The sequence below is a fragment of the Pseudomonas sp. GOM6 genome (assembly GCF_029537485.1).
Taxonomy (GTDB): domain Bacteria; phylum Pseudomonadota; class Gammaproteobacteria; order Pseudomonadales; family Pseudomonadaceae; genus Aquipseudomonas.
In genome coordinates this window covers 1-23,296 of sequence record NZ_JARPUS010000017.1, presented here as the reverse complement: position 1 = coordinate 23,296, position 23,296 = coordinate 1, and the positions used below count along the sequence as shown (strand labels likewise).

General features: G+C 59.9%; 17 protein-coding genes and 3 tRNA genes. 11 read left to right on the top strand and 9 right to left on the bottom strand.

All coding sequences use genetic code 11. The features are described 5' to 3' along the window. Positions 1-75 precede the first annotated feature (75 nt). Entirely contained in the window at positions 76-930 is an 855-nt protein-coding gene (gene folD, locus P7A97_RS17480; RefSeq protein WP_277691376.1) for a bifunctional methylenetetrahydrofolate dehydrogenase/methenyltetrahydrofolate cyclohydrolase FolD, read from the bottom strand. Between the two features lie 260 nt (positions 931-1,190). Between folD and P7A97_RS17475 the strand changes: the two genes are divergently transcribed. From P7A97_RS17475 to P7A97_RS17435, 9 genes are all read left to right on the top strand, one after another. Continuing rightward, positions 1,191-1,267, top strand: a tRNA-Arg gene (locus P7A97_RS17475). A 31-nt stretch (positions 1,268-1,298) separates the two neighbouring features. Next, positions 1,299-1,374, top strand: a tRNA-His gene (locus tag P7A97_RS17470). 55 nt (positions 1,375-1,429) lie between these two features. Next, a tRNA-Leu gene (locus tag P7A97_RS17465) sits at positions 1,430-1,514 on the top strand. Positions 1,515-1,656: 142 nt separating this feature from the next. After that, positions 1,657-2,967 carry a trigger factor gene (gene tig / locus P7A97_RS17460; RefSeq protein ID WP_277691374.1) on the top strand — a complete coding sequence of 437 codons (1,311 nt, stop codon included), beginning with the start codon at positions 1,657-1,659 and terminating at the stop codon, positions 2,965-2,967. Positions 2,968-3,059: 92 nt separating this feature from the next. Further along, entirely contained in the window at positions 3,060-3,701 is a 642-nt protein-coding gene (gene clpP, locus P7A97_RS17455; protein ID WP_277691373.1) for an ATP-dependent Clp endopeptidase proteolytic subunit ClpP, read from the top strand. A 108-nt stretch (positions 3,702-3,809) separates the two neighbouring features. Next, complete coding sequence (clpX, locus tag P7A97_RS17450; protein WP_068826115.1) at positions 3,810-5,090, top strand: ATP-dependent Clp protease ATP-binding subunit ClpX; 1,281 nt, start codon at positions 3,810-3,812, stop codon at positions 5,088-5,090. 135 nt (positions 5,091-5,225) lie between these two features. Beyond that, a complete protein-coding gene (gene lon / locus P7A97_RS17445; protein ID WP_277691372.1) occupies positions 5,226-7,622 on the top strand; it encodes an endopeptidase La in 2,397 nt (798 codons plus the stop codon). A 135-nt stretch (positions 7,623-7,757) separates the two neighbouring features. Next, entirely contained in the window at positions 7,758-8,030 is a 273-nt protein-coding gene (gene hupB / locus P7A97_RS17440; RefSeq protein WP_003239952.1) for a nucleoid-associated protein HU-beta, read from the top strand. 172 nt (positions 8,031-8,202) lie between these two features. Continuing rightward, positions 8,203-10,056, top strand: a complete 1,854-nt coding sequence (locus tag P7A97_RS17435) for a SurA N-terminal domain-containing protein (RefSeq protein WP_277691362.1) — start codon at positions 8,203-8,205, stop codon at positions 10,054-10,056. 60 nt (positions 10,057-10,116) lie between these two features. Here the strand turns inward: P7A97_RS17435 and fabI are convergent, their stop codons facing one another. The 6 genes from fabI to P7A97_RS17405 are packed head-to-tail and all read right to left on the bottom strand — an operon-like array spanning position 10,117 to position 18,312. Continuing rightward, complete coding sequence (fabI, locus tag P7A97_RS17430) at positions 10,117-10,911, bottom strand: enoyl-ACP reductase FabI (protein WP_277691361.1); 795 nt, start codon at positions 10,909-10,911, stop codon at positions 10,117-10,119. A gap of 20 nt (positions 10,912-10,931) precedes the next feature. Then, entirely contained in the window at positions 10,932-12,545 is a 1,614-nt protein-coding gene (locus tag P7A97_RS17425) for an ABC transporter ATP-binding protein (protein ID WP_277691360.1), read from the bottom strand. Position 12,546: 1 nt separating this feature from the next. After that, positions 12,547-13,566, bottom strand: a complete 1,020-nt coding sequence (locus P7A97_RS17420) for an ABC transporter permease (RefSeq protein ID WP_277691359.1) — start codon at positions 13,564-13,566, stop codon at positions 12,547-12,549. Positions 13,567-13,568: 2 nt separating this feature from the next. After that, positions 13,569-14,654 carry a microcin C ABC transporter permease YejB gene (locus P7A97_RS17415; RefSeq protein ID WP_277691357.1) on the bottom strand — a complete coding sequence of 362 codons (1,086 nt, stop codon included), beginning with the start codon at positions 14,652-14,654 and terminating at the stop codon, positions 13,569-13,571. Continuing rightward, positions 14,654-16,486: an extracellular solute-binding protein gene (locus tag P7A97_RS17410; protein ID WP_277691356.1), complete on the bottom strand. Its 1,833-nt coding sequence runs from the start codon at positions 16,484-16,486 to the stop codon at positions 14,654-14,656. Before P7A97_RS17410 ends, P7A97_RS17415 begins: the two co-directional genes overlap by 1 nt. Further along, positions 16,483-18,312, bottom strand: a complete 1,830-nt coding sequence (locus P7A97_RS17405) for an extracellular solute-binding protein (protein WP_277691355.1) — start codon at positions 18,310-18,312, stop codon at positions 16,483-16,485. The genes P7A97_RS17410 and P7A97_RS17405 overlap by 4 nt, the downstream gene beginning before the upstream one ends. 147 nt (positions 18,313-18,459) lie before the next feature. Here P7A97_RS17405 and P7A97_RS17400 point away from each other — a divergent pair, with 147 nt between their 5' ends. After that, positions 18,460-19,920: an HDOD domain-containing protein gene (locus tag P7A97_RS17400; protein ID WP_277691353.1), complete on the top strand. Its 1,461-nt coding sequence runs from the start codon at positions 18,460-18,462 to the stop codon at positions 19,918-19,920. Positions 19,921-19,967: 47 nt separating this feature from the next. Here P7A97_RS17400 and P7A97_RS17395 read toward each other — a convergent pair whose 3' ends face one another. Together P7A97_RS17395 and gloB are read right to left on the bottom strand one after the other, a co-directional pair. Further along, a complete protein-coding gene (locus P7A97_RS17395) occupies positions 19,968-21,539 on the bottom strand; it encodes a LysM peptidoglycan-binding domain-containing protein (RefSeq protein WP_277691352.1) in 1,572 nt (523 codons plus the stop codon). 91 nt (positions 21,540-21,630) lie between these two features. Next, positions 21,631-22,413: a hydroxyacylglutathione hydrolase gene (gloB, locus tag P7A97_RS17390; RefSeq protein ID WP_277691351.1), complete on the bottom strand. Its 783-nt coding sequence runs from the start codon at positions 22,411-22,413 to the stop codon at positions 21,631-21,633. A 73-nt stretch (positions 22,414-22,486) separates the two neighbouring features. Between gloB and P7A97_RS17385 the strand changes: the two genes are divergently transcribed. Next, on the top strand, positions 22,487-23,263 hold the full coding sequence (locus tag P7A97_RS17385; protein ID WP_277691350.1) for a methyltransferase domain-containing protein: 777 nt from the start codon (positions 22,487-22,489) through the stop codon (positions 23,261-23,263). Positions 23,264-23,296 lie beyond the last annotated feature (33 nt).

Sequence of the window (23,296 nt, the reverse complement as noted above, 5' to 3'; positions counted from 1 at the left end):
GGTCTTTGAATGCGCCTCTTTATGGGGGCGGGAATGTCTACCGGAGCAGGCGCACCATCAAAGGTGCGGGGCGATTTAAGCGTGTAGATGTTCTGCTGCGTACAGGGTGTTCTCCAGCAGGCAGGCTCGAGTCATGGGGCCAACGCCGCCGGGTACCGGGGTAATCCAGCTGGCGCGCTCAGCGGCGGCGTCATATTCAACATCGCCCACCAGCTTGCCATCGGCCTGACGGTTGATGCCGACGTCGATGACGATGGCGCCTGGCTTGATCCACTCACCTTTGACCAGGCCCGGCTTGCCAGCAGCCACGACCACGATATCGGCCTGAGCCAGGTGGCCAGGAAGATCCTTGGTGAAGCGGTGGGTCACGGTCACGGTGCTGCCGGCCAGCAACAGTTCAAGGGCCATTGGCCGACCAACGATATTGGATGCGCCGACGATGACCGCATGCTGGCCATGCAGGTCAACACCGGTACTTTCCAGCAAGGTCATGATGCCCTTCGGGGTGCAGGGACGCAGCAGAGGCATGCGCTGCGATAGTCGGCCGACATTGAAGGGGTGGAAACCATCCACGTCCTTGTCCGGGCTGATGCGCTCTAACAGCTGAGAGGCGTCCAGGTGCGAAGGGAGCGGTAGTTGCACCAGGATGCCGTCGATGGCGTTATCGCGGTTAAGTTGGTCGATCAGCCCCAGCAGTTCGCCTTGAGTGGTGCTGGCGGGTAGATCGTGGGCCACGGATACAAAGCCGACTTCCTCGCAATCTTTGCGCTTGTGCGCGACATACACCTGCGAGGCTGGGTCACTGCCGACCAGGATGACGGCCAGGCCGGGTGCGCGCAGCCCTTGCTGGCGACGCTCGGTGACACGTTGGGCGATTTCCTGGCGGAGCTTGGCGGCAATGGCTTTGCCATCGATCAGTTGTGCGGTCATGACGCGTGCTTAAACCATGAGGAAGGATGAGAAAAGGGTGATGCATTCTCGCATGGGTGGTCGGTGGGGCAAAGGCACATGCACTGTCCTTTCCTGTAACTCCTTTATCTCTAAGAATTTTTTTGAAATTCGTGTTGACGCATGTGTGGTGGCTCTATAAGATTCGCCCCGCTTGTCGAGCACAGCCAGTCGCTGGGTAAGAAGGCGGCAGTCAGTGATGACTGTAGCTGTAGCTTTAAAGTCTGCTCGCAGATGATTAAGCGCCCGTAGCTCAGCTGGATAGAGCATCCGCCTTCTAAGCGGATGGTCGCAGGTTCGAGTCCTGCCGGGTGCGCCATTGGCGAATCGGGCTCAAGCATTGCAATATGGTGGGCGTAGCTCAGTTGGTAGAGCACAGGATTGTGGCTCCTGGTGTCGTGGGTTCGATTCCCATCGTCCACCCCATATTCGAGAGAGCGCCAGGCACACAGCCTGGCGTTTTCGTTTAAAGCGTTACCACGCGGACGTGGTGAAATTGGTAGACACACCAGATTTAGGTTCTGGCGCCGCAAGGTGTGAGAGTTCGAGTCTCTCCGTCCGCACCATCCTCTTTCTTCCTTCCTTTTATATCCCGCCGGTTTTTGTGCTCGATTGTGCAGGTGACTTCTGCTATTCGAGCCACTAGAATGCTCGCCTTTGATTTGGGGCCGGAACGGCCGGCTTATGTCTGTGCAACGAGGAATATCCATGCAAGTTTCTGTTGAAAGCACCTCCGCTCTTGAGCGTCGCATGACCATCGGCGTGCCGGCCGAGCGCATCGAGACTGAAGTGACCAAGCGTCTGCAACAGACTGCGCGTCGTGCCAAGGTTGCTGGTTTCCGTCCTGGCAAAGTGCCGATGAATGTCATTCGCCAGCGTTATGAAGACTCTGCTCGCCAGGAAGCGCTGGGCGACCTGATCCAGGCGACCTTCTATGAGGCCATCGTCGAGCAGAAGCTGAATCCGGCGGGCGCGCCGTCCGTCGAGCCGAAAACCTTCGAGAAGGGTAAGGATCTCGAGTACGTCGCCACTTTCGAAGTGTTCCCGGAAATTCAGCTGGCCGGCTTCGATGGCATTGTCGTCGAGCGTCTGCAGGCTGAGGTTGCTGACAGCGATGTCGATAACATGCTGGAAATCCTGCGCAAGCAGAACACTCGCTTCGAGGCTGTCGAGCGCGCTGCAGAGAATGGTGATCAGCTGAATATCGACTTCGTTGGCAAGATCGATGGCGAAGCTTTCGCTGGCGGCAGCGCCAAGGGGACTGCTCTGGTGCTGGGTTCCGGTCGTATGATCCCCGGCTTCGAAGATGCGCTGGTTGGTGTGAAGGCCGGCGAGGAGCGTGTAATCAATCCGACTTTCCCGGAGGATTACCAGAATCTGGACCTGGCCGGTAAAGCTGCTGAGTTCACCGTTACCGTTAACAGCGTTTCTGCTCCGCAACTGCCGGAGCTGAATGACGACTTCTTCGCCCTGTTCGGCGTCAAGGAAGGCGGCATGGAAGGCTTCCGCGCCGAAGTGCGCAAGAACATGGAGCGCGAGCTGCGCCAGGCCATCAAGTCCAAGGTCAAGAACCAGGTCATGGAAGGCCTGCTGGCTGCTAACCCGGTTGAAGTGCCTAAGGCGCTGATCGGCAACGAAGTGAATCGTCTGCGTGTGCAGGCCGTTCAGCAGTTCGGTGGCAACATCAAGCCGGATCAACTGCCTGCCGAGCTGTTCGAAGAGCAGGCCAAGCGTCGCGTGGTGCTGGGTCTGATCGTGGCTGAAGTGGTCAAGCAGAGCGAGCTCAAGGCTGATGAAGCGCGTGTTCGCGAGCTGATCGAAGAAATGGCTTCCGCTTATCAGGAGCCGCAGCAGGTTGTGGCTTGGTACTACAAGAACGACCAGCAGCTGAACGAAGTGCGTTCGGTTGTACTGGAAGAGCAAGTTGTAGATACTGTTCTGCAGAAGGCCAAAGTGACCGATAAAGCGGTCTCCTACGAAGAAGCGGTCAAGCCGGCGGAAGCTCCGCAAGCTGCCTGATCCCTCGCCTCGTTTGAGCACACCCATAAGCCAGCCTTCGTGCTGGCTTATGCGTCTTTAGAGACATGACTATTAGGGAGAGATCGCTAGACATGTCGCACCATTCCTTGATGAATTCCATGCCTGACATCCAAGCTGCCGGCGGCCTCGTGCCGATGGTGATTGAGCAGTCCGCCCGCGGTGAGCGCGCTTACGACATCTATTCGCGCCTGTTGAAGGAGCGCGTGATCTTCCTGGTTGGCCAGGTAGAGGACTACATGGCCAACCTGGTGGTGGCCCAGCTGCTGTTCCTTGAGGCGGAGAATCCGGACAAGGATATTCACCTCTACATCAATTCGCCGGGTGGCTCCGTCACTGCGGGTATGTCGATCTACGACACCATGCAGTTCATCAAGCCTGATGTGTCGACCATCTGTATCGGCCAGGCATGCAGCATGGGTGCCCTGCTGCTTGCGGGTGGTGCCGCGGGTAAGCGTTACTGCCTGCCGCATTCGCGCATGATGATTCACCAACCGCTGGGCGGCTTCCAGGGGCAGGCTTCGGATATTGAAATCCATGCCCGCGAAATACTGACCATCCGCGAGCGCCTGAACAAGATTTTGGCCGATCACTGCAAGCAGCCGATCGACGTGATTGCCAAGGATACTGATCGCGACAATTTCATGAGTGGCGATGAGGCGGTCAAGTACGGCCTCATTGATCAGGTTCTGAGTCGTCGCCAGTTGGCTGTCTAATCCGCGCCTCCGTGCGATGGTCGGGTTTTTCCGACCATCCCGCAGGCTTGAAAATGCCTGCAATTGCCTTCATCTTGTGTTTCATGCCTAACGTATTGGATCGATCGAATGACTGACACCCGCAATGGCGAGGATAACGGCAAGCTGCTCTACTGCTCCTTCTGCGGCAAAAGCCAGCATGAAGTACGCAAGCTAATTGCCGGGCCCTCGGTCTTTATCTGCGACGAGTGCGTCGACCTGTGCAACGACATCATCCGCGAGGAGGTGCAGGAAGCCCAGGCCGAAAGCAGTGCTCACAAGTTGCCTGCGCCCAAGGAAATCAGCGGCATTCTGGATCAGTATGTGATCGGTCAGGAGCGTGCCAAGAAGGTACTCTCCGTTGCTGTATACAACCACTACAAGCGTCTGAATCAGCGTGAGAAGAAAGATGACGTCGAGCTAGGCAAGAGCAACATCCTGCTGATCGGCCCAACTGGCTCCGGCAAGACGCTGCTGGCCGAAACGCTGGCCCGCTTGCTCAATGTGCCTTTCACCATCGCTGACGCCACGACTCTGACCGAGGCTGGTTATGTCGGCGAGGATGTCGAGAACATCATTCAGAAGTTGTTGCAGAAGTGTGACTACGATGTAGAAAAGGCCCAGATGGGGATTGTCTACATTGACGAGATCGACAAGATCTCGCGCAAGTCGGATAACCCGTCCATCACTCGCGACGTTTCAGGCGAGGGCGTGCAGCAGGCTCTGCTCAAGCTGATCGAGGGTACGGTGGCCTCGGTTCCTCCGCAGGGTGGTCGCAAGCATCCGCAGCAGGAATTTCTGCAAGTTGATACTCGTAACATCCTATTTATCTGCGGCGGTGCGTTTGCTGGCCTGGAGAAGGTTATCCAGTCTCGCTCCACCAAGGGCGGCATCGGCTTCAATGCCGAAGTGCGCAGCCAGGATCTGGGCAAGAAGGTCGGTGAGGCGCTACGCGAAGTTGAGCCTGATGACCTGGTCAAGTTTGGCCTGATTCCCGAGTTCGTGGGGCGCCTGCCAGTTATCGCTACGCTTGATGAGTTGGATGAAGCTGCACTCATGCAGATTCTGACTGAGCCGAAGAACGCCTTGACCAAGCAATACGCCAAGTTGTTCGAGATGGAAGGCGTCGATCTTGAGTTCCGTGCTGATGCGCTGAAAGCTGTCGCGCACAAGGCTCTGGAGCGCAAGACCGGTGCGCGTGGTCTGCGCTCGATTCTCGAAGGTGTGCTGCTCGACACCATGTATGAGATCCCATCGCAGTCCGAGGTCAGCAAGGTGGTGATCGACGAAAGTGTCATTGAGGGTAACTCTCAGCCATTGCTCATCTATGAGAACAGTGAGCCGCCTGCAAAGGCCGCGCCTGACGCATGATGATGTAACAAAGGGCCCTGCGGGGCCCTTTGCATTTACGTCTTTCTTGCTTGTTTTTTCCTAGGGGTGGCCCCATCTTAGGGGCAAGGGTATCCCGTCCGTTTACGGCCTGATGGCCGCCGTAGAGCTGAAAACATGAAGACAACCATCGAACTGCCTCTCTTGCCGCTGCGTGATGTTGTGGTCTATCCGCATATGGTCATTCCGCTGTTTGTTGGGCGTGAAAAGTCCATCGAGGCCCTTGAGGCTGCTATGTCGAGTGACAAGCAGATCCTCCTGTTGGCCCAGCGCAACCCTGCGGACGATGATCCTGCTGAGGACGCGCTTTATCGTATGGGTACGGTGGCTACCGTGCTGCAGTTGCTCAAGCTTCCGGATGGTACGGTCAAGGTTCTGGTCGAAGGTGAGCAGCGTGGTTCCATCGAGAAGTTCATCGAGGTCGATGGCCATTGTCGTGCTGAGGTGCAGTTGCTTGATGAGCAGGATGTGGCCGAGCGCGAGTCGGAGGTTTTCACACGCAGCTTGCTGAGTCAGTTCGAGCAGTACGTGCAGTTGGGCAAAAAAGTTCCTGCTGAGGTCCTGTCGTCGCTGAATGGCATTGATGAGCCTGCCCGTTTGGTCGACACGATGGCCGCGCATATGGTCCTGAAGATCGAGCAGAAGCAGGAAATTCTTGAGATTACTGGCTTAGCCGAGCGTGTCGAGCATGTACTGGCATTGCTGGATGCCGAAATTGATCTGCTGCAGGTCGAGAAGCGTATCCGCGGTCGAGTTAAGAAGCAGATGGAGCGCAGCCAGCGCGAGTACTACCTGAATGAGCAGATGAAGGCCATTCAGAAAGAGCTGGGTGATATTGATGAAGGGCATAACGAAGTCGACGAGCTGAAGAAGCGCATCGAGAATGCTGGTTTGACCAAGGAAGCTCACAGTAAGGCCATTGCTGAGCTTAACAAGCTCAAGCAAATGTCGCCGATGTCGGCCGAGGCCACTGTGGTGCGCTCCTACATTGATTGGCTGACCAACGTGCCGTGGAAGGCCGAAAGCAAGGTGCGCCTTGACTTGGCCAAGGCCGAGGACATCTTGGAGGCCGACCACTTTGGCTTGGAAGAGGTGAAGGAGCGCATCCTCGAATACCTCGCCGTGCAGAAGCGGGTTAAGAAGCTCAAGGGCCCGGTGCTCTGCCTGGTCGGCCCGCCCGGCGTGGGCAAGACCTCGCTGGCCGAGTCCATCGCCCGTGCCACCAACCGTAAGTTCGTGCGCATGGCCCTGGGCGGCGTGCGCGACGAGGCCGAGATCCGTGGTCACCGCCGCACCTATATCGGCTCCATGCCCGGTCGCCTGATCCAGAAGCTGACCAAGGTCGGAGTGCGCAACCCGCTGTTCCTGCTCGACGAGATCGACAAGATGGGCAGCGATATGCGTGGTGATCCCGCATCTGCCTTGCTTGAAGTGCTGGATCCGGAGCAGAACCACAATTTCAACGATCACTATCTGGAGGTCGATTACGACCTCTCGGATGTGATGTTTATCTGCACGGCCAACTCCATGAATATCCCGGGGCCTCTGTTGGATCGGATGGAGGTCATCCGTCTGCCGGGCTATACCGAAGATGAAAAGGTCAATATTGCCATCAAGTACCTGACGCCCAAACAGGTGCTGGCCAATGGCCTGAAGAAGGGTGAGCTTGAGTTCGATGAAGGCGCTATTCGCGACATGATTCGCTACTACACCCGTGAGGCTGGCGTGCGCAGTCTGGAGCGTCAGGTATCCAAAGTCTGCCGCAAGGTAGTGAAGGAGCATGCCAAGGATAAGCGTATCAAGGTGTTAGTGAGTGCCGAGTCGCTTGAGCATTATCTCGGTGTTCGTCGCTATCGCTTTGGACTTGCCGAACAACAGGATCAGGTTGGCCAGGTTACCGGTCTTGCCTGGACGCAGGTCGGCGGTGAGCTATTAACCATTGAGACCGCTGTGGTGCCCGGTAAGGGGCAGCTGATCAAGACTGGCTCATTGGGGGATGTAATGGCCGAGTCGATGACGGCGGCGCTGACTGTGGTGCGCAGTCGTGCGAAGAGTCTGGGGATCGCTCCAGACTTCCATGAGAAGCGCGATGTTCACATCCATATGCCGGAAGGGGCAACACCGAAAGATGGGCCCAGTGCGGGTATCGGTCTCTGTACTGCTCTGGTTTCTTCGCTTACGCAGATCCCGGTACGGGCTGATGTAGCCATGACTGGAGAGATTACTTTGCGTGGTCAGGTGCTGGCCATTGGTGGGCTTAAGGAGAAACTGCTGGCGGCCCATCGCGGTGGAATCAAGACCGTGATCATCCCGGAAGAGAATGTGCGTGATCTCAAGGAAATTCCGGAGAATATTAAGCAAGACCTGACCATTAAGCCGGTTAAATGGATTGACGAGGTCCTGCAAATTGCGCTGCAATACGCCCCGGAGCCCTTGCCTGATGCGGCTCCCGAGATGGTTGCAAAGGATGAGTCTCGCGAGACTGATTCCAAGGAGCGAATCAGCACGCATTAGCCGGAAGGCTTCCTTGACACTATTTTCGGGCCCTTGTTATAAAACGGCTCTTATGTGTCATCAGGCCTTTCGACACCCGCTTTGCTTACACCAAACAACTAAGAAACAACTCAACGGAAATAAGGGGACTTAAGAGTGAACAAGTCGGAACTGATTGATGCCATCGCCGCATCCGCTGATATCCCGAAAGCTGTTGCTGGCCGTGCGCTGGATGCAGTAATCGAATCCGTCACTGGCGCTCTGAAAGCCGGTGACTCGGTGGTGCTGGTTGGCTTCGGTACTTTCGCTGTCAAAGAGCGTGCTGCCCGTACTGGCCGCAACCCGCAAACTGGTAAGCCGATCAGCATTGCTGCAGCCAAGATCCCAGGTTTCAAAGCTGGTAAAGCACTGAAAGACGCCGTCAACTAAGCGTCTCTCGGGCTTAGCCCTGCCGGGTTGGGATAGCCTCAACCGGCACGGAGTTGCAAAAGCACTCCATCAGTTATGAGAAGGCGCATCCTCGGATGCGCCTTTCTTTTATCCGGATTCCAATACCCACGCTGCATGGCCGTAGGCCTGATGTGAGCGTTTCGGGGGAAGCATGCTGCAGAACATCAGGGACAATTCCCAAGGCTGGATTGCCAAGACCATCATCGGTGTGATCATCGTCCTGCTGGCTCTGACCGGTTTCGATGCAATCATCCAGTCCACTAGCAACAGTCGCACTGCTGCGGAGGTAAACGGGGAAGAGATTACTCTGGACAGCCTCAATGCTGCGGTCGACATGCAGCGCCGCCAACTGATTCAGCAGTTCGGCAAGGATTTTGATGCCTCACTGCTTGATGACAAGCTGCTGCGTCAATCGGCTCTCGATGGCCTGGTTGAGCGTACTCTGCTGCTGCAGGGGGCTGGTGATGCCGGCATGGTGATTTCCGATGCCGCCCTTGATCAGCTGATTCTGCAAATGCCGGTATTCCAGATCGAGGGCAAGTTCGATGCATCGCGCTTCGATCAGGTTCTGCAGCAACAGGGCTTCACCCGAATGCAGTTTCGCGAGCGACTGAAGCAGGATGTATTGGTCAGCCAGCTTCAGGCAGCGTTAGTCGGCAGCAGCTTTGTGACTGATGCCGAAGTCGATGCCTTCGTCAGTCTGGACAAGCAGACGCGCGACTTCTCCAGTCGTACCCTCAGCGCCGATGCGACTGCGGTTGAGGTCAAGGATGATGAGGTCAAGGCCTATTATGACGAGCACCCTGATCAGTACATGAGTGCAGAGCAGGTCGTTATTGATTATGTCGAGTTGAAGAAGGAGTCCTTCTTCGATCAGGTCGAGGTTAGCGATGACCAGCTACAAGAGCTCTACAACAAGGAAATCGCCAATCTGGCCGAGCAGCGCAACGCCGCGCACATCCTGTTGGAAGTAAATGACAAACTCACCGACGAACAGGCCAAGGCCAAGCTGGAAGAGGTCAAGCAGCGCCTGGACAAGGGTGAGGAGTTTGCTGCTCTTGCCAAGGAAGTCTCCCAGGATCCGGGTTCGGCCAGTAACGGTGGTGATCTCGGATTCGCCGGTCCAGGTGTGTATGACCCTGCTTTCGAAGAGAGTCTTTATGCTCTGAAGCCGGGCGAGGTTTCTGAGCCTGTACGCAGCGAGTTTGGCTGGCATCTGATCAAGCTGCTGGGCGTCCAGGCGCCAGAGGTGCCGAGCTTCGACAGTCTGAAAGCCAAGCTTGAGCACGACCTTAAAGCTCAGCAGGTCGAACAGCGCTTTGTCGAAGCGGTGAAACAGCTTGAGGAAGCAAGTTTCGAGGCTTCCGATCTGGCTCAGCCCGCACAAGAACTTGGCTTGCAAGTGCAGACCAGCGCGCCTTTTGGTCGTGAAGGGGGCGAGGGCGTCACTGCCAATCGCCAGGTCGTGCAGGCTGCCTATGCACCGGAAGTTCTTGAGGATGGTGGCAACAGCAATGCCATCGAGCTTGATCCGGATACCACTCTGGTGCTGCGCGTCAAAGAGCACAGGAAACCTGAGCTGCTGCCTTTCGAGCAGGTCGCTGCAGGTATTCATCAGACCCTGACCCAAAAGAAGTCGCGTGAGGCTGCCAAGGCTGAGGGCGAGGCGTTGCTGGCGAGCCTGAAGAAAGGCGAGGGCGTGGAGGGTGATTGGGTCAAGACCGAAGCGGCCAGTCGTAGCCAGGAGGGCCTAGATCCTCTGGTGCTGCAGGCGCTGTTCCGTATGACCAAGCCGGCTGATGGTAACCCTAGCTATGCGGGTGTCAGCCTGAACAATGGCGACTACGTTGTCCTGCGTCTGGAAGGTGTCGGTCAGGCCAAGGCAGAGCTGAGTGCCGAGGAGAAGGTCAGCTATCGCCGCTTCCTCGCTTCACGCAGTGGTCAGCAAGACTTTGCTGCCTACCGTGAGCAGCTGAAGGAAAAAGCGGATATCGAGCTTTTCTGATCGCGATCCAGCTTCCAAGAAAAAGGCCGCATTCGCGGCCTTTTTCATTTCAGGGTGAGATCAGTCTTCGATGTTACCCATGGCGGTGGTGTTGAAGCCGCCGTCGACATAGAGGATCTCGCCGCTGATACCGGAGGCCAGATCAGAGCAGAGGAAGGCGCCAGCGTTGCCCACTTCCTCGATAGTCACGTTGCGGCGCAGCGGGGTCTGCTTTTCGTTGGCGGCGAGCATCTTGCGGAAGCTCTTGATGCCGGAAGCCGCCAGGGTGCGGATCGGGCCGGCGGAGATGGCGTTGACGCGAGTGCCTTCCGGGCCGAGGCTGCCGGCCAGGTAGCGTACACCCGCTTCCAGGCTTGCCTTGGCCATGCCCATGACGTTGTAGTTGGGCATGGTGCGTTCGGCGCCCAGGTAGGAGAGGGTGAGGATGCTGCCGTTACGGCCCTGCATCAGCGGGCGGCCAGCCTTGGCCAGGGCGACCAGGCTGTAGGCGCTGATGTCGTGGGCGATCTTGAAGCCTTCGCGGGTGGTGACTTCGGTGAAGTCGCCGTCCAGCTGGTCGCCCGGGGCAAAGCCCACGGAGTGGACGATGCAGTCCAGGCCATCCCACTTCTTGCTCAGCGCTTCGAAGACCTTGGCGATCTCCTCGTCGTTGGCCACGTCGCAGGGGAAGCACAGCTCGGGGTTGGAGCCCCAGCCGGCGGCGAATTCTTCGACACGACCCTTGAGCTTGTCGTTCTGGTAGGTGAAGGCGAGCTCGGCGCCCTCGCGATGCATGGCGGCGGCGATGCCCGAGGCAATCGACAGTTTGCTGGCCACGCCAACGATCAGTACGCGCTTACCGGCGAGAAAACCCATGTGCGTTGTTCCTCTTCTGGTTAATCGGCGGTTGCCGGAGCCATGAATGCGGCTTCCAGCAACTGCTGGGTATAAGGGTGCTGCGGTGCGGCGAAAATCTGCTCGGCCGGCCCTTGCTCAACCACTTTGCCCTGCTTGACCACCATCAGCTGGTGGCTCAGGGCCCTGACCACCGCCAGATCATGGCTGATGAACAGGTACGTCAGGTTGTACTTGGCCTGCAGCGAGCGCAGGAGTTCCACCACTTGACGCTGTACGGTGCGGTCGAGCGCCGAGGTGGGCTCGTCGAGCAGTATCAGCGCCGGTTTCAGCACCAGTGCCCGGGCAATGGCAATCCGCTGCCGTTGCCCGCCGGAAAACTCATGGGGGTAGCGGTGCCGGGTGTCCGGATCCAGTCCTACTTCCTTGAGCGCGTCGATGACGGCCTGTTCCTGCTCCTCGGCAGTGCCGATCCCGTGAATGCGCAGGCCTTCGCCGACAATCTGGCTCACGCACATGCGTGGGCTGAGACTGCCGAAGGGGTCTTGGAAGACCACCTGCATTTGCCGTCGTAGCGGCCTTACGGCTTGCTGCGACAGCCCATCCAGCGCCTGGCCCTGAAAGCGGATGGCGCCCCGGCTGCCGAGCAGCCGCAGGATCGCCATGCCGAGGGTGGATTTGCCGGAGCCGCTTTCGCCCACGATGCCCAGGGTTTGGCCCTGGGGCAGGCTGAAGTCGATTCCGTCCACTGCCTTTACGTGATCGACTGTGCGTCGCAACACTCCCTTTTTGATCGGGAACCACACGCGCAGGTCTTCCGCTTCCAGTAGTGGCGCGCCGGCGGGGTTGGCCGCAGGCTCGCCGCTGGGCTCGGCGCCAAGCAGTTCCCGGGTATAGGGATGCTGCGGAGCGCGGAACAATTCATCACACGACGCCTGTTCGACGATGCATCCGCGCTGCATGACACATACGCGATGGGCGATTCGTCGTACCAGGTTGAGGTCGTGGGTGATCAGCAGCATGGCCATCCCCAAGCGCGCCTGCAGATCCTTGAGCAGATCAAGGATTTTCAGCTGCACGGTGACGTCGAGGGCTGTGGTCGGCTCGTCGGCGATCAGCAGTTCGGGCTCATTGGCCAGGGCCATGGCGATCATCACCCGCTGGCGCTGGCCGCCGGACAGCTCATGCGGGTAGGCCTTGAGGCGCGTGGCCGGGTCGGGAATACCGACCAACTGCAGCAGTTCGATGATACGTGCCTGAGCGGCTTCTCCACGCAGTCCCTTGTGCCAGGCCAGCACTTCGCCGATCTGCTTGCCGATGCTGTGCAGCGGGTTGAGCGAGGTCATCGGTTCCTGGAAGACCATGGCGATACGGTTGCCACGGATACCGCGCAGCTTGTCCGGGGCCAGTTTGAGCAGGTCTTGATCGCCATACTGGATGCTGCCCGCCGGATGGCGGGCGAGCGGGTAGGGTAGCAGGCGCAGGATGGAGTGGGCGGTGACCGACTTGCCGGAGCCGCTTTCGCCGACCAGGGCCAGGGTCTCGCCCTTGCGGATCTCGAAATTGACGCCCTCGATCACCCGCTGGGCCTGGTTGCCGGTGACGAACTCGACGGCCAGGTCGCGCACTTCGATGAGGTTGTTCGAATCGGTCATGTCATTTCCTCGGGTCGAAGGCATCGCGGGCGGCTTCACCGATGAACACCAGCAGGCTGAGCATCAGGGCCAATACGGCAAAGGCACTGATGCCCAGCCAGGGGGCCTGCAGGTTGGCCTTGCCTTGGGCCACCAGCTCGCCCAGCGAAGGCTCGCCGGCCGGCAGGCCGAAGCCGAGGAAGTCCAGCGAAGTCAGGGTGCCGATCGCGCCGGTGAGGATAAAGGGCATGAAGGTCATGGTCGAAACCATGGCGTTGGGCAGGATGTGGTGGAACATGATGCCGCCGTTACCCATGCCCAGGGCCCGGGCCGCACGTACATATTCCAGGTTGCGGCCACGCAGGAACTCGGCGCGTACTACGTCGACCAGGCTCATCCACGAGAACAGCAGCATGATGCCCAGCAACCACCAGAAATTGGGCTGGACGAAACTGGCCAGGATGATCAGCAGATAGAGTACCGGCAGGCCCGACCAGACCTCGAGGAAGCGCTGGCCGGCCAGGTCGACCCAGCCGCCGTAGTAGCCCTGCAGGGCGCCGGCGAATACGCCGATGATGGAGCTGGCAATGGTCAGTGCCAGAGCAAACAGCACTGATACGCGAAAGCCGTAGATCACCCGCGCCAGCACGTCGCGGCCCTGGTCGTCGGTACCCAGCCAGTTCTGTGCCGAAGGCGGTGCCGGGGCCGGTACCTGCAGTTCGTAGTTGATGCTGGAGTAGTTGAACGGAATCGGAGGCCAGATCATCCAGCCGTCCTTTTCTGCGATTAGCTCCTGGATGTAGGGGCTCTTGTAATTGGCCTGCAGGGGGAATTCGCCGCCGAAGGTGGTTTCCGGGTAGCGTTTGAATACCGGGAAATAGAGTTCTCCGTCGTAATGCACTACCAGCGGCTTGTCGTTGGCGATCAGTTCGGCGCCCAGGCTCAGCACGAACAGGCCGAGGAAAAGCCAGAGCGACCACCAGCCACGTTTGTGTGCCTTGAACAGGGCAAAGCGACGTTGGTTGAGGGGGGAGAGCGCCATGATCAGTGCTCCCGGGTTTCGAAGTCGATGCGTGGGTCGATCAGGGTGTACATCAGGTCGCTCAACAGTTTGGCCAGCAGGCCGAACAGGGAAAAGATGAACAGGGTGCCGAAGACCACCGGGTAATCGCGGTTGACGATGGATTCAAAGCCCAGCAGACCAAGACCATCGAGGGAGAAGATCACTTCGATCAGCATGGAGCCCGCAAAGAAGATGCCGAGGAAGGCCGCCGGGAAACCGGCCACCACGATCAGCATGGCGTTGCGGAACACGTGGCCGTAGAGCACGCGGTGATCGGTCAGGCCCTTGGCGCGGGCGGTGACCACGTATTGCTTGCCGATTTCGTCGAGGAAGCTGTTCTTGGTCAACAGGGTCAGCGTGGCGAAGCTGCCGATCACCAGGGCCGTCACCGGCAGGGCCAGGTGCCAGAAGTAGTCGAGGATCTTGCCGCCGAGGCTGAGCTGGTCGAAGTTGCTTGAAGTCAGGCCGCGCAGGGGGAACCAGTCCCAGTAACTGCCACCGGCGAACAGCACGATCAGCAGGATGGCGAAGAGGAACGCCGGGATGGCGTAGCCGACGATGATCGCCGAGCTGGTCCAGACATCGAAGGCGCTGCCGTGGCGGGTGGCCTTGGCAATGCCCAGCGGGATGGAGATCAGGTAGGTGATCAGTGTGCTCCACAGACCGAGGGAAATCGACACCGGCATCTTTTCCAGGATCAGCTCGATTACCGTGGCGTCGCGGAAGAAGCTTTCGCCGAAGTCGAGCTGGGCGTAGCTGCTGAGCATCAGCCAGAAACGCTCCGGGGCCGACTTGTCGAAGCCGTACATCTTCTCGATTTCTTCCACCAGCTTGGGATCCAGACCTTGCGAGCCTCGATAATTGGAGCCCGCCATGGAAACCTCTCCGCCGCCGCCGGAGATCCGTGCGGTGGCGCCGCCGGATGCGGCGTCGAAGCCTTCCAGCTTGGCGATCATCTGCTCCACCGGTCCGCCAGGCGCGGCCTGGACGATGATGAAGTTGATCAGCAGGATGCCGAGCAGGGTCGGAATGATCAGCAGCAGGCGGCGGATGATATAGGCCAGCATTACTGGGCTTCCTGCTGGGCGTCAGTGGTGGGCGCTGGCTGCTGCGGGGCATGCAGCGGCTGTTCTTCCCACCAGGTCATCAGGCCGAAGTCCGACTGTGGCGTAATGGCCGGGCGGCCGAAGCGCTTCCAGTAGGCTACGCGCCAGGCGTCGACGTAATAGTTGGGCACCACGTAGTGGCCCCAGAGCAGGGCGCGATCCAGGGCGCGGGCATGGGTGACCAGCGCTTGGCGTGAGTCGGCGCGGATCAGGCTCTCGACCAGTTGGTCGATGGCCGGGTCGCGCAGGCCGATGTAGTTCTGGCTGCCGCGTTTGTCGGCGCTGCTGGAGTGCCACATGTCCAGCTGCTCGTTGCCGGGGGAGTTGGACTGCGGCCAGACTGCTGAGGTCATGTCGTAGTCCCATTCGCGCAGGCGATTGATGTACTGCGAGACGTCGACCCGGCGGATCTGCAGGTCGATGCCCAGCTCGGCGAGGTTGCGTTTGAACGGCAGCACCACGCGTTCGAGGTTGGGCTGGAAGTTGAGGAACTCGAAGGCCAGTTGCTTGCCGTCCGGCCCGATCATCTTGTCATCTTCGATGCGGTAGCCGGCCTCGGTCAGCAGCTGGAAGGCGCGACGGCTCTGTTCGCGGATGATGCCGCTGCCGTCGCTCACCGGTGGCTGGAATTCGAGGTTGAATACTTCCGGGGGCAGCTTGTCACGTAGCGGTTCCAGCAGTTTCAGCTCAGCCTCGGACGGCAAGCCGGTAGCGGCCAGTTCGGAGTTCTCGAAATAGCTGTGGGTGCGCTTGTAGTCACCGTAGAAAATCTGCTTCTTGGCCCATTCGAAGTCGAACAGCTGGGCGATGGCCTCGCGCACGCGGCGATCCTGGAAGATCGGGCGGCGCAGGTTGAACACGTAGCCCTGCATGCCAGCCGGGATGCCTTTCTGGATGGAAACCTGGATGAACTTGCCCGCGCGCAGTGCTGGGGAGTCATAGCCGGTGTTCCAATCCTTGGCCGAATACTCTTCGTTGACGTCGAAGTGACCGGCCTTGAAGGCTTCCAGGGCGACTTGGCTGTCGCGGTAGTACTCGGTGCGGATTCGGTCGAAGTTGTAGAGGCCACGGCTTACCGGAAGATCCTTGGCCCACCAGTCCTTGACCCGCTCAAGCTCCAGGCTGCTGCCTGGCGATACCTTGCTGATCTTGTAGGGGCCGCTGCCCAGGGGCGGCTCGAGGCTACCCTTGCCGAAGTCGCGGCTGGCCCACCAGTGCTTGGGCAGTACGGCCAACTGGCCGAGGATCATCGGTAGCTCGCGGTTGTCCTTGTGCTTGAAGTCGAAGCGCACGCTGAGCTTGTCCTCGGCCACCACCTGCGCCACATCAGCATAGTAATGGCGGTAGAGCGGGTCGCCTTTCTCTAGCAGGATGTTGAAGGTGAAGATCACGTCGTCGGCGGTGATCGGCGTGCCGTCGTGAAAGCGGGCCTTGGGATTGAGCAGGAAGCGCACATAGCTGTTGTCGGGCGCCTTGTCGATTTTCTCGGCGACCAGGCCATAGACGGTCAAGGGCTCGTCTTGAGATTGGTAAGTCAGGCTGTCGTAGATCAGGCCGATGTTGGCCGGTGTGCCTTTGGGGATGAAGGGGTTGAAGCTGTCAAAGGTGCCGACGCCGCGCTGGCGCAGCAGACCGCCCTTGGGGGCGTCCGGGTTGACGTAGTCGAAGTGCTGGAAATCTGCTGGGTATTTGGGAGGCTCGTCGTACAGGGTTGCGGCGTGGCGCGGCTCGGCCTGGGTCGCGCTGGCCAGCAGTACAAGGGCAGCGCCGAGGGTGCGCAAGGGGAAAGTCATCGAGCGGTCTCCGTGGGCTTCAGCCACCAGGCCCGCAGCCCTAGTGTGTAGGGCGGGGTGGTGACGAAGGCGAACCGGTTGCGGTACGCCAGACGATGGTGATTGATGTACCAGTTGGGGATGCTGTAATGCTGCCAGAGCAGGATGCGATCAAGGGCGCGTGTGGCGGCCACCTGTTGCTCACGGGTCTGCGCCGCCAGCAATTTTTCCAGCATGGCGTCGACCACCGGGTGGCGCACGCCTGCGTAGTTCTTGCTGCCTTTTACCTCGGCCTGGCTGGAGTGGAAGTACAGCCACTGTTCCAGGCCGGGGCTGAGGCTCTGCGCCAGGGTCATGAGGATCATGTCGTAATCGAAGTGGTCCAGGCGCTGCTTGTACTGGGCGCGGTCGACGGTACGCAGTACGGCATCGATGCCGATGCTGGCCAGGTTCTCGGTATAGGGCTGGAGGATGCGTTCCAGGTTCGGGTTGACCAGCAGGATCTCGAAGCGCAGTGGCTCGCCCCTGGCGTTGACCAGCCTGCCGCCGGAAGGTTTCCAGCCGGCCTCGGCCAGCAGGCCGAGGGCCTTGCGCAGTGTGTCGCGAGGAATGCCACGGCCATCGGTGACCGGCAGGGCGAATGGCTGGGTAAACACCTTGTTTGGTAGCTGTTTGCGATAGGGCGAGAGCAGTAGCCATTCGGCGCCCTCGGGGATGCCGGATGCAGCGAATTCGCTGTTCGGGTAGTAGCTGGTGCTGCGTTTGTAGGCACTATTGAACAGTGCCCGATTGGTCCATTCGAAATCGAACATCAGGCCCAGAGCTTCGCGCACCTTGCGCTCGGCGAAGATCGCGCGACGTGTGTTCATGAACAGCGCCTGGCTCTGGGTCGGAATCTGGTGCGGGATCTCGGCGCGGATCACTTCGCCACGTGCGATGGCCGGGAAGCGGTAAGCATTGGCCCAGTTCTTCGCCTGGTGTTCGATGTAGAAGTCGAACTCGCCGGCCTTGAACGCCTCGAAGGCGACGCTGCTGTCGCGATAGAAATCGACTTCCACCCGATCGAAGTTGTATTTGCCGCGATTGACCGGCAGTTGTTCGCCCCACCAGTCCTTGACCCGTTCGAACACCAGGCTGCGGCCAGGCTCCACCTTGCTGATGCGGTAAGGACCGCTGCCCAGTGGTACTTCGAAGCTGGTGGTTTTGAAGTCCCGATTTTTCCAGTAGTGCTGGGGCAGCACCGGCAATTCGCCCAGGCGCAGGATCAGCAGGGGATTGTTGCTGCGTTTGAGCACAAAACGAATGCGGTGGCGATTGAGGATGTCGACCCGCTTGACCTCCTGCAGGGCCGTGCGGTACTGCGGGTGGCCGTCCCTGACCAGGGTGCGGTAGGAAAAGGCCACATCGAAGGCGGTAATCGGCTTGCCATCATGAAAGCGCGCTTCTTCGCGCAGATTGAACACCACCCAGCTGCGATCCTCGCTGTATTCCACGCTCTTGGCGATCAGCCCGTAGCTGGAGGCGGGTTCATCGCCCGAGGGGTCGTAGGGGCCTGTGCCCACCATCAGTGGCTCGTTGAATTCGCTGACCCCGTACTGCAGGAAATTAGGCGCGGCGGCAGGGCTGCTGCCCTTGAAGCTGTAGGGATTGAGCGTATCAAAGGTGCCGTAGGCCATGACCCGCAGAGTGCCACCTTTGGGTGCCTCGGGGTTGACCCAGTCGAAGTGGGTGAAGCTGGCCGGGTACTTGAGAGTCCCGAACTGGGCATAGCCATGGCTTTCGATCAGGGTTGCGAAAGCAGGAAAGCTCATGGCCAGGCCGAGAATCAGCGAGAGCAGGGGACGCATTAGAGGCGAGGTCCAGTCCATGGGGCTTTCTGACGGCAGGCTTTGCCTCCCGTGCGTTGGTTTGCCGGTACAGTAACAGCTTGTATCCGCAGGAAAAAGAGTGCGCTCCCAAGGCAGGTGCCAGCATTTTGATTACACTGAAACAAATTGAAAGAAGTGCGCGCCCAGGTGGAACGAAGTGTCGGTTTACAGGCATGGATAGATCGTCTTAATCAGGCCGAATTGCCTGCCTTGGCCACGGTGGTGCAAGACCTCCATCGCCTGTCGCAAGCGGAGCATGCCTCCGTGCAGCAGCTGGCAGATGTGCTGCTGCGTGACGCTTCGCTGACCGCGAAAGTGCTGCGCGTTGGCAACAGTGTCTACTACAACCCCTCGCAGGAAAGTATTCGTACCATCTCGCGGGCCATCGTGCTGATCGGCTTCGACAATGTGCGCCTGATCGGCATGTCGGTCAGTCTGATCGACAGTTTGCTGGCCAAGGTGCCGCGTGAGCAGCTGCAAAGCCTGTTGGCCCGTTCCTTTCACGCCGCCGTGCAGGCACGCAACATTGCCGGTTACGTGCTGAGCAAACATCAGGAAGAGGTGTTTATCGCCGCCCTGCTGCATACCGTGGGCGAGCTGGCCTTCTGGGCTTGTGGGGGGGAGCAGGCCGATGAGTTGGCCGAGTTGCTGGAGCTGCCGGGCATGGATGAAGAGGAGGCGGTCCGCCAGGTGCTGGGTACCAGCTTCCGCCAGCTCACGCAGGGCCTGGTAAAGAGCTGGAACCTCGGTGAGTTGGCGGCTTTTGCCCATGGCAGCGGCAATCAGCACGATCCGGCCGTGCGGGCCATCAATCTGGGCGTGAGGATCAGCGAGGCGGCACTGGAGGGTTGGGATTCTCCGGAAATGGAGAAGCTGGTGCAGCAACTGGCTGATTTTACCGGCGTCAGCCCGGAGGATGCCTTGCAGCAGGTGTTGGAAAGTGCCCGGGAAACGGTTGAGGTTGCGGCCACTTTTGGTGCCAGTCAGCTTTGCAGGCTGATCCCCAATACGGACCCTGAGCAGATCAAGCTGCAGCAGCAGGAGCGTAAGGCGCGCCTGTTGCAGCCCGACCTGCTGGTGTTGCAGCAGGCCTTGCAGGACCTGGGCATGATGGTCAGTCAGAAGGGCGACATCGGCCTGATCCTAGATACCTTGCTCAAGGGGCTGCACCAAGGGGCCGGGTTGGAGCGGGTAATGCTGGCCGTTTTGGCGGATGGTCAGAGCCGTTTTCGCGCCAAGCGGGCGGTGGGCGAGAGTACCGAGCACTGGTTGGCGGAGTTCCAGTTGCCGGTGCAGCAAAGCGAGCAGCCGCATATCTTCAGTTATGTCTTGCGCAACCGCGAAGCGATCTGGATGGGCGTGCCGGCCAGCTACAACCTGGCCGAACTGGTGACGTTGCCGATGCGACAGATGCTCGGCCAGGGCATGTTCTTTATCGCGCCTTTGTTGGCAGGTACTCGCGAGATTGGCGTGCTGTACGCCGACAGTCGGGTGTCCGGGCGAGCGCTCAAGCACGAGCAGTTTGTGGCGTTTCAGCGTTTCACCCAGCTGACTGGGCGTTGCCTGGAGGCGTTGAGCAAACGCTGAATATTCTGCTCCACAGATGCCTGGCCTGGCATCTGCGAGGGGGGAAGTCAGTCGAGGTAGAGCGTCAGGGTCTGTCCAGGCTTGAGCAGACGGCTGTCGCTACGCGGATTCCAGCTCTGCAGGCGTTTGACATCGACCTTGAAACGCTGGGCAACCAGGTACATCGAGTCGCCCTGTTTGACCCGGTAGTAGGTGACATTCCTGCGGCTATCGGCCTTGGCTGCCGCGACCGGTTGACTGGCGCCGGTGCCATGGATTTCCAGTACCTGGCCCAGGCGCAGCTTGCTGCGTGCGTCGAGCTTGTTCCAGCGCTGCAGGTCCTTGAGTTGAACCTGGTGGGTGTTGGCGATCTGCCACAGGGTGTCGCCGCTCTTCACCCGATAGCGCTGCGGTTGTGTAGTGCTCGCCTTGGCTGTTTGTTGATGCAGGGCGATGTCCGTCTTGCCTGCGGACGCTTGGCCGGGAATGCTCAGTGTCTGCCCGACGCGCAGGTGGTTGCTGCTCAGCTTGTTGATGTCCTTGAGCGTCTTGACCGTCAGATGGTGACGGTTGGCGATGCTGTGCAGGTTGTCGCCGGGGCGCACGCGGTATTCCTGCCAGCTCACCAGCTCTTGCGGTTTCATCATGGCCAGGCTTGCATTGAACAGTTCAGCCTTGTCGGTCGGCACCAGCAGGTGCAGCGGGCCGTCCATGGTGATGCCTTTCTTGAAGGCCGGGTTAAGCACTTCCAGCTCGTCTTCTTCCATGTCGACCATGGCGGCGACTCTGGCGAGATCCAGTCCCGGCTTGCTGGCGACCTGCTCGAAGTAGGGCTCGTTGGCGATCGGGTTGAGGCTGATGCCATAAGCTTCGGGGGCCAGCACAACCTGCGACAGTGCGAGCAGCTTGGGTACGTAGTCCTGGGTTTCCTTGGGCAGTGGCAGGTTCCAGTAGTCGGTTGGCAGGCCGAGCTTCTGGTTGCGTTCCATGGCACGGCTCACGGTGCCTTCGCCGGCATTGTAGGCCGCCAGGGCCAGCAGCCAGTCGCCGTTGAACATGTCGTGCAGGCGGCTCAGGTAGTTGAGGGCGGCGTTGGTGGAGGCGGTGATGTCGCGACGACCGTCGTACCAGTTGGTCTGGCGCAGGTTGAAGTAGCGGCCGGTGGAGGGGATGAACTGCCAGATGCCAACCGCATGGCTGCGCGAGTAGGCGTAGGGGTTGTAGGCGCTCTCGATCATCGGCAGCAGCGCCAGCTCCATCGGCATGTTGCGCTCGTCCAGACGCTCGACCACGTAATGGATATAGCGGCTGCCGCGCTGGCTGGCGCGTTCGAGGAACTTGGGATTGCTGACGAACCACAGGCGTTGGTTCTCAATGCGCGGATTGACGCCGATTTCATCCTGCAGGGCGAAGCCCTCGCGCATGCGTTCCCAGATGTCCTGGGGCTCCTGCGGCGCCACGTCTTCAATCCATTCCGGCTCTTGCTGCAGGCCGATGGCGCGGTCGGTGTCGCTACCCTCCTGGTCCTTGCCGCCCATGCTCTGGCAGCCAGCCATCACTATGCACATCATCACCGCCAGAGCCCTTGCTGCTCGTGCCAATGCCGTTGAATCAAGGGTCTCGGAAGGTAATAAAAACATTGGTCGCTAGTATCTGCCGGCGCAAAAAATTCAGGCGATTCTAGGAATGCACCCCAGGGTGGTCAAGTTTTCACCAGTTGCCCGGGCCGTCTCAGCCAGCCTTGAAGACATCCTTCCAGCGCCGCAGGGCAGCAAATACCTCGGCTGGAGAGCGTTGCTGCGCCCCCTCCCGTTCATCGACTATTTGTTTAACGGATGTTTCCTGGCAGCGCAGGAAGGGGTTGCTGGCTTTCTCCAGGGCAATGCTGGACGGCAGGCTGATGCGTCCTGCCGAGCGCCAGGCGCTGACTTCGGCCAAGCGTGCGGCAATGCTCGGATTCTCGGGTTCAACGGCGCGGGCGAAGTGCAGGTTGCTCAAGGTGTACTCGTGTGTGCAGTAGACCTGGGTGGCCTCCGGCAGTTCGGCCAGACGCGACAGGGAGTCATGCATCTGTTGCGGCGTGCCTTCGAACAGGCGACCGCAGCCGGCGGCAAACAGGGTGTCGCCACAGAACAGCCAGCCTTCATCGGCCTGGTAGTAGGCGATATGGCCCAGGGTATGACCGGGCACTGCGTATATAAGGAAGTCGAGGCCGAGCACAGTGACTCGGTCACCTTCGTCCAGTGCCAGCTCGCGGGCTGGAATCGTTTCACGTGCGGGGCCGCAGACTCTGGCGCCAGTGGCGGCCTGGAGCTGGGCTACACCGCCGATGTGGTCCGGGTGATGGTGGGTGATCAGGATGTCGCTGAGTTGCCAGCCCGGGTGCGCGGTCAGCCAGGCCAGCACGGGGGCGGCATCGCCGGGATCGACCACGGCGCAGCGTTGGGTACTGGTGTCCTGCAGCAGCCACAGGTAGTTGTCGGTGAAGGCGGGAAGGGCGTCGATCTGAAACATTTTGTGGGTCGCCAAGCAGAGAGCATTGGCGCATCTTAAGCGCCATGACCCTTCTTGTGTGCATGGAGGTGTGATGGACGAGCAACCCTTCGCCCAGGCCGATGCCCAGTGGCTGCAGTTGATCTGTGCCGCGCGCGACTGGTTGGCCTCGCCGCTGGGGGAGCTGCTGTTGGCCGAGCAGCGCCTGGCGCTGGATGAGGAGCTGGCCCACTACTTTGGCGGTTATCTGGTGCATTACGGCCCGGCCGAAGCGGAGCCGCCGAAGGCGCCGCAGATTCGCTGCAACGTGCGCCTGGGCGCGCCACTGGCCGGCGTGCAGATTGCCTGTGAGGAACAGGCCTGGCCGCTGGGCGAGCATGCTGCGGATGTGGTGGTGCTGCAGCATGGTCTGGACTTCAGTCTGTCGCCCCATGGCCTGTTGCGCGAGGCGGCGCGTAGTGTGCGCCCCGGTGGTTACCTGCTGATCACCGGCATCAATCCCTGGAGCACTTGGGGCTTGCGTCATTATTTCGCTCGCGATGGTCTACGCCAGGCGCGTTGCATCTCCCACAGCCGGCTGACCGACTGGCTCAACCTGCTCGGCTTCGCGCTGGAGAAACGTCGCTTCGGGTGCTATCGTCCGCCGCTTTCCTCGTCAACCTGGCAGGGGCGTCTGGCTCGCCTGGAAGACTGGGGCGTCCGGCTAAAAGCGCCTGGCGGCGGTTTCTATCTGTTAGTGGCGCGCAAGCTGGTGGTGGGGCTACGTCCGCTGCGGCCGGTGCAGCGTGCCAGCATGGGCAAGCTGCTGCCGATGCCGGTGGCCAAGGTCAGCCGGCGCGAATCGAAGAATTGGCAAGAACGAAGCGAATGAGTGACGAAGTAGTCGAGATCTACACCGACGGCG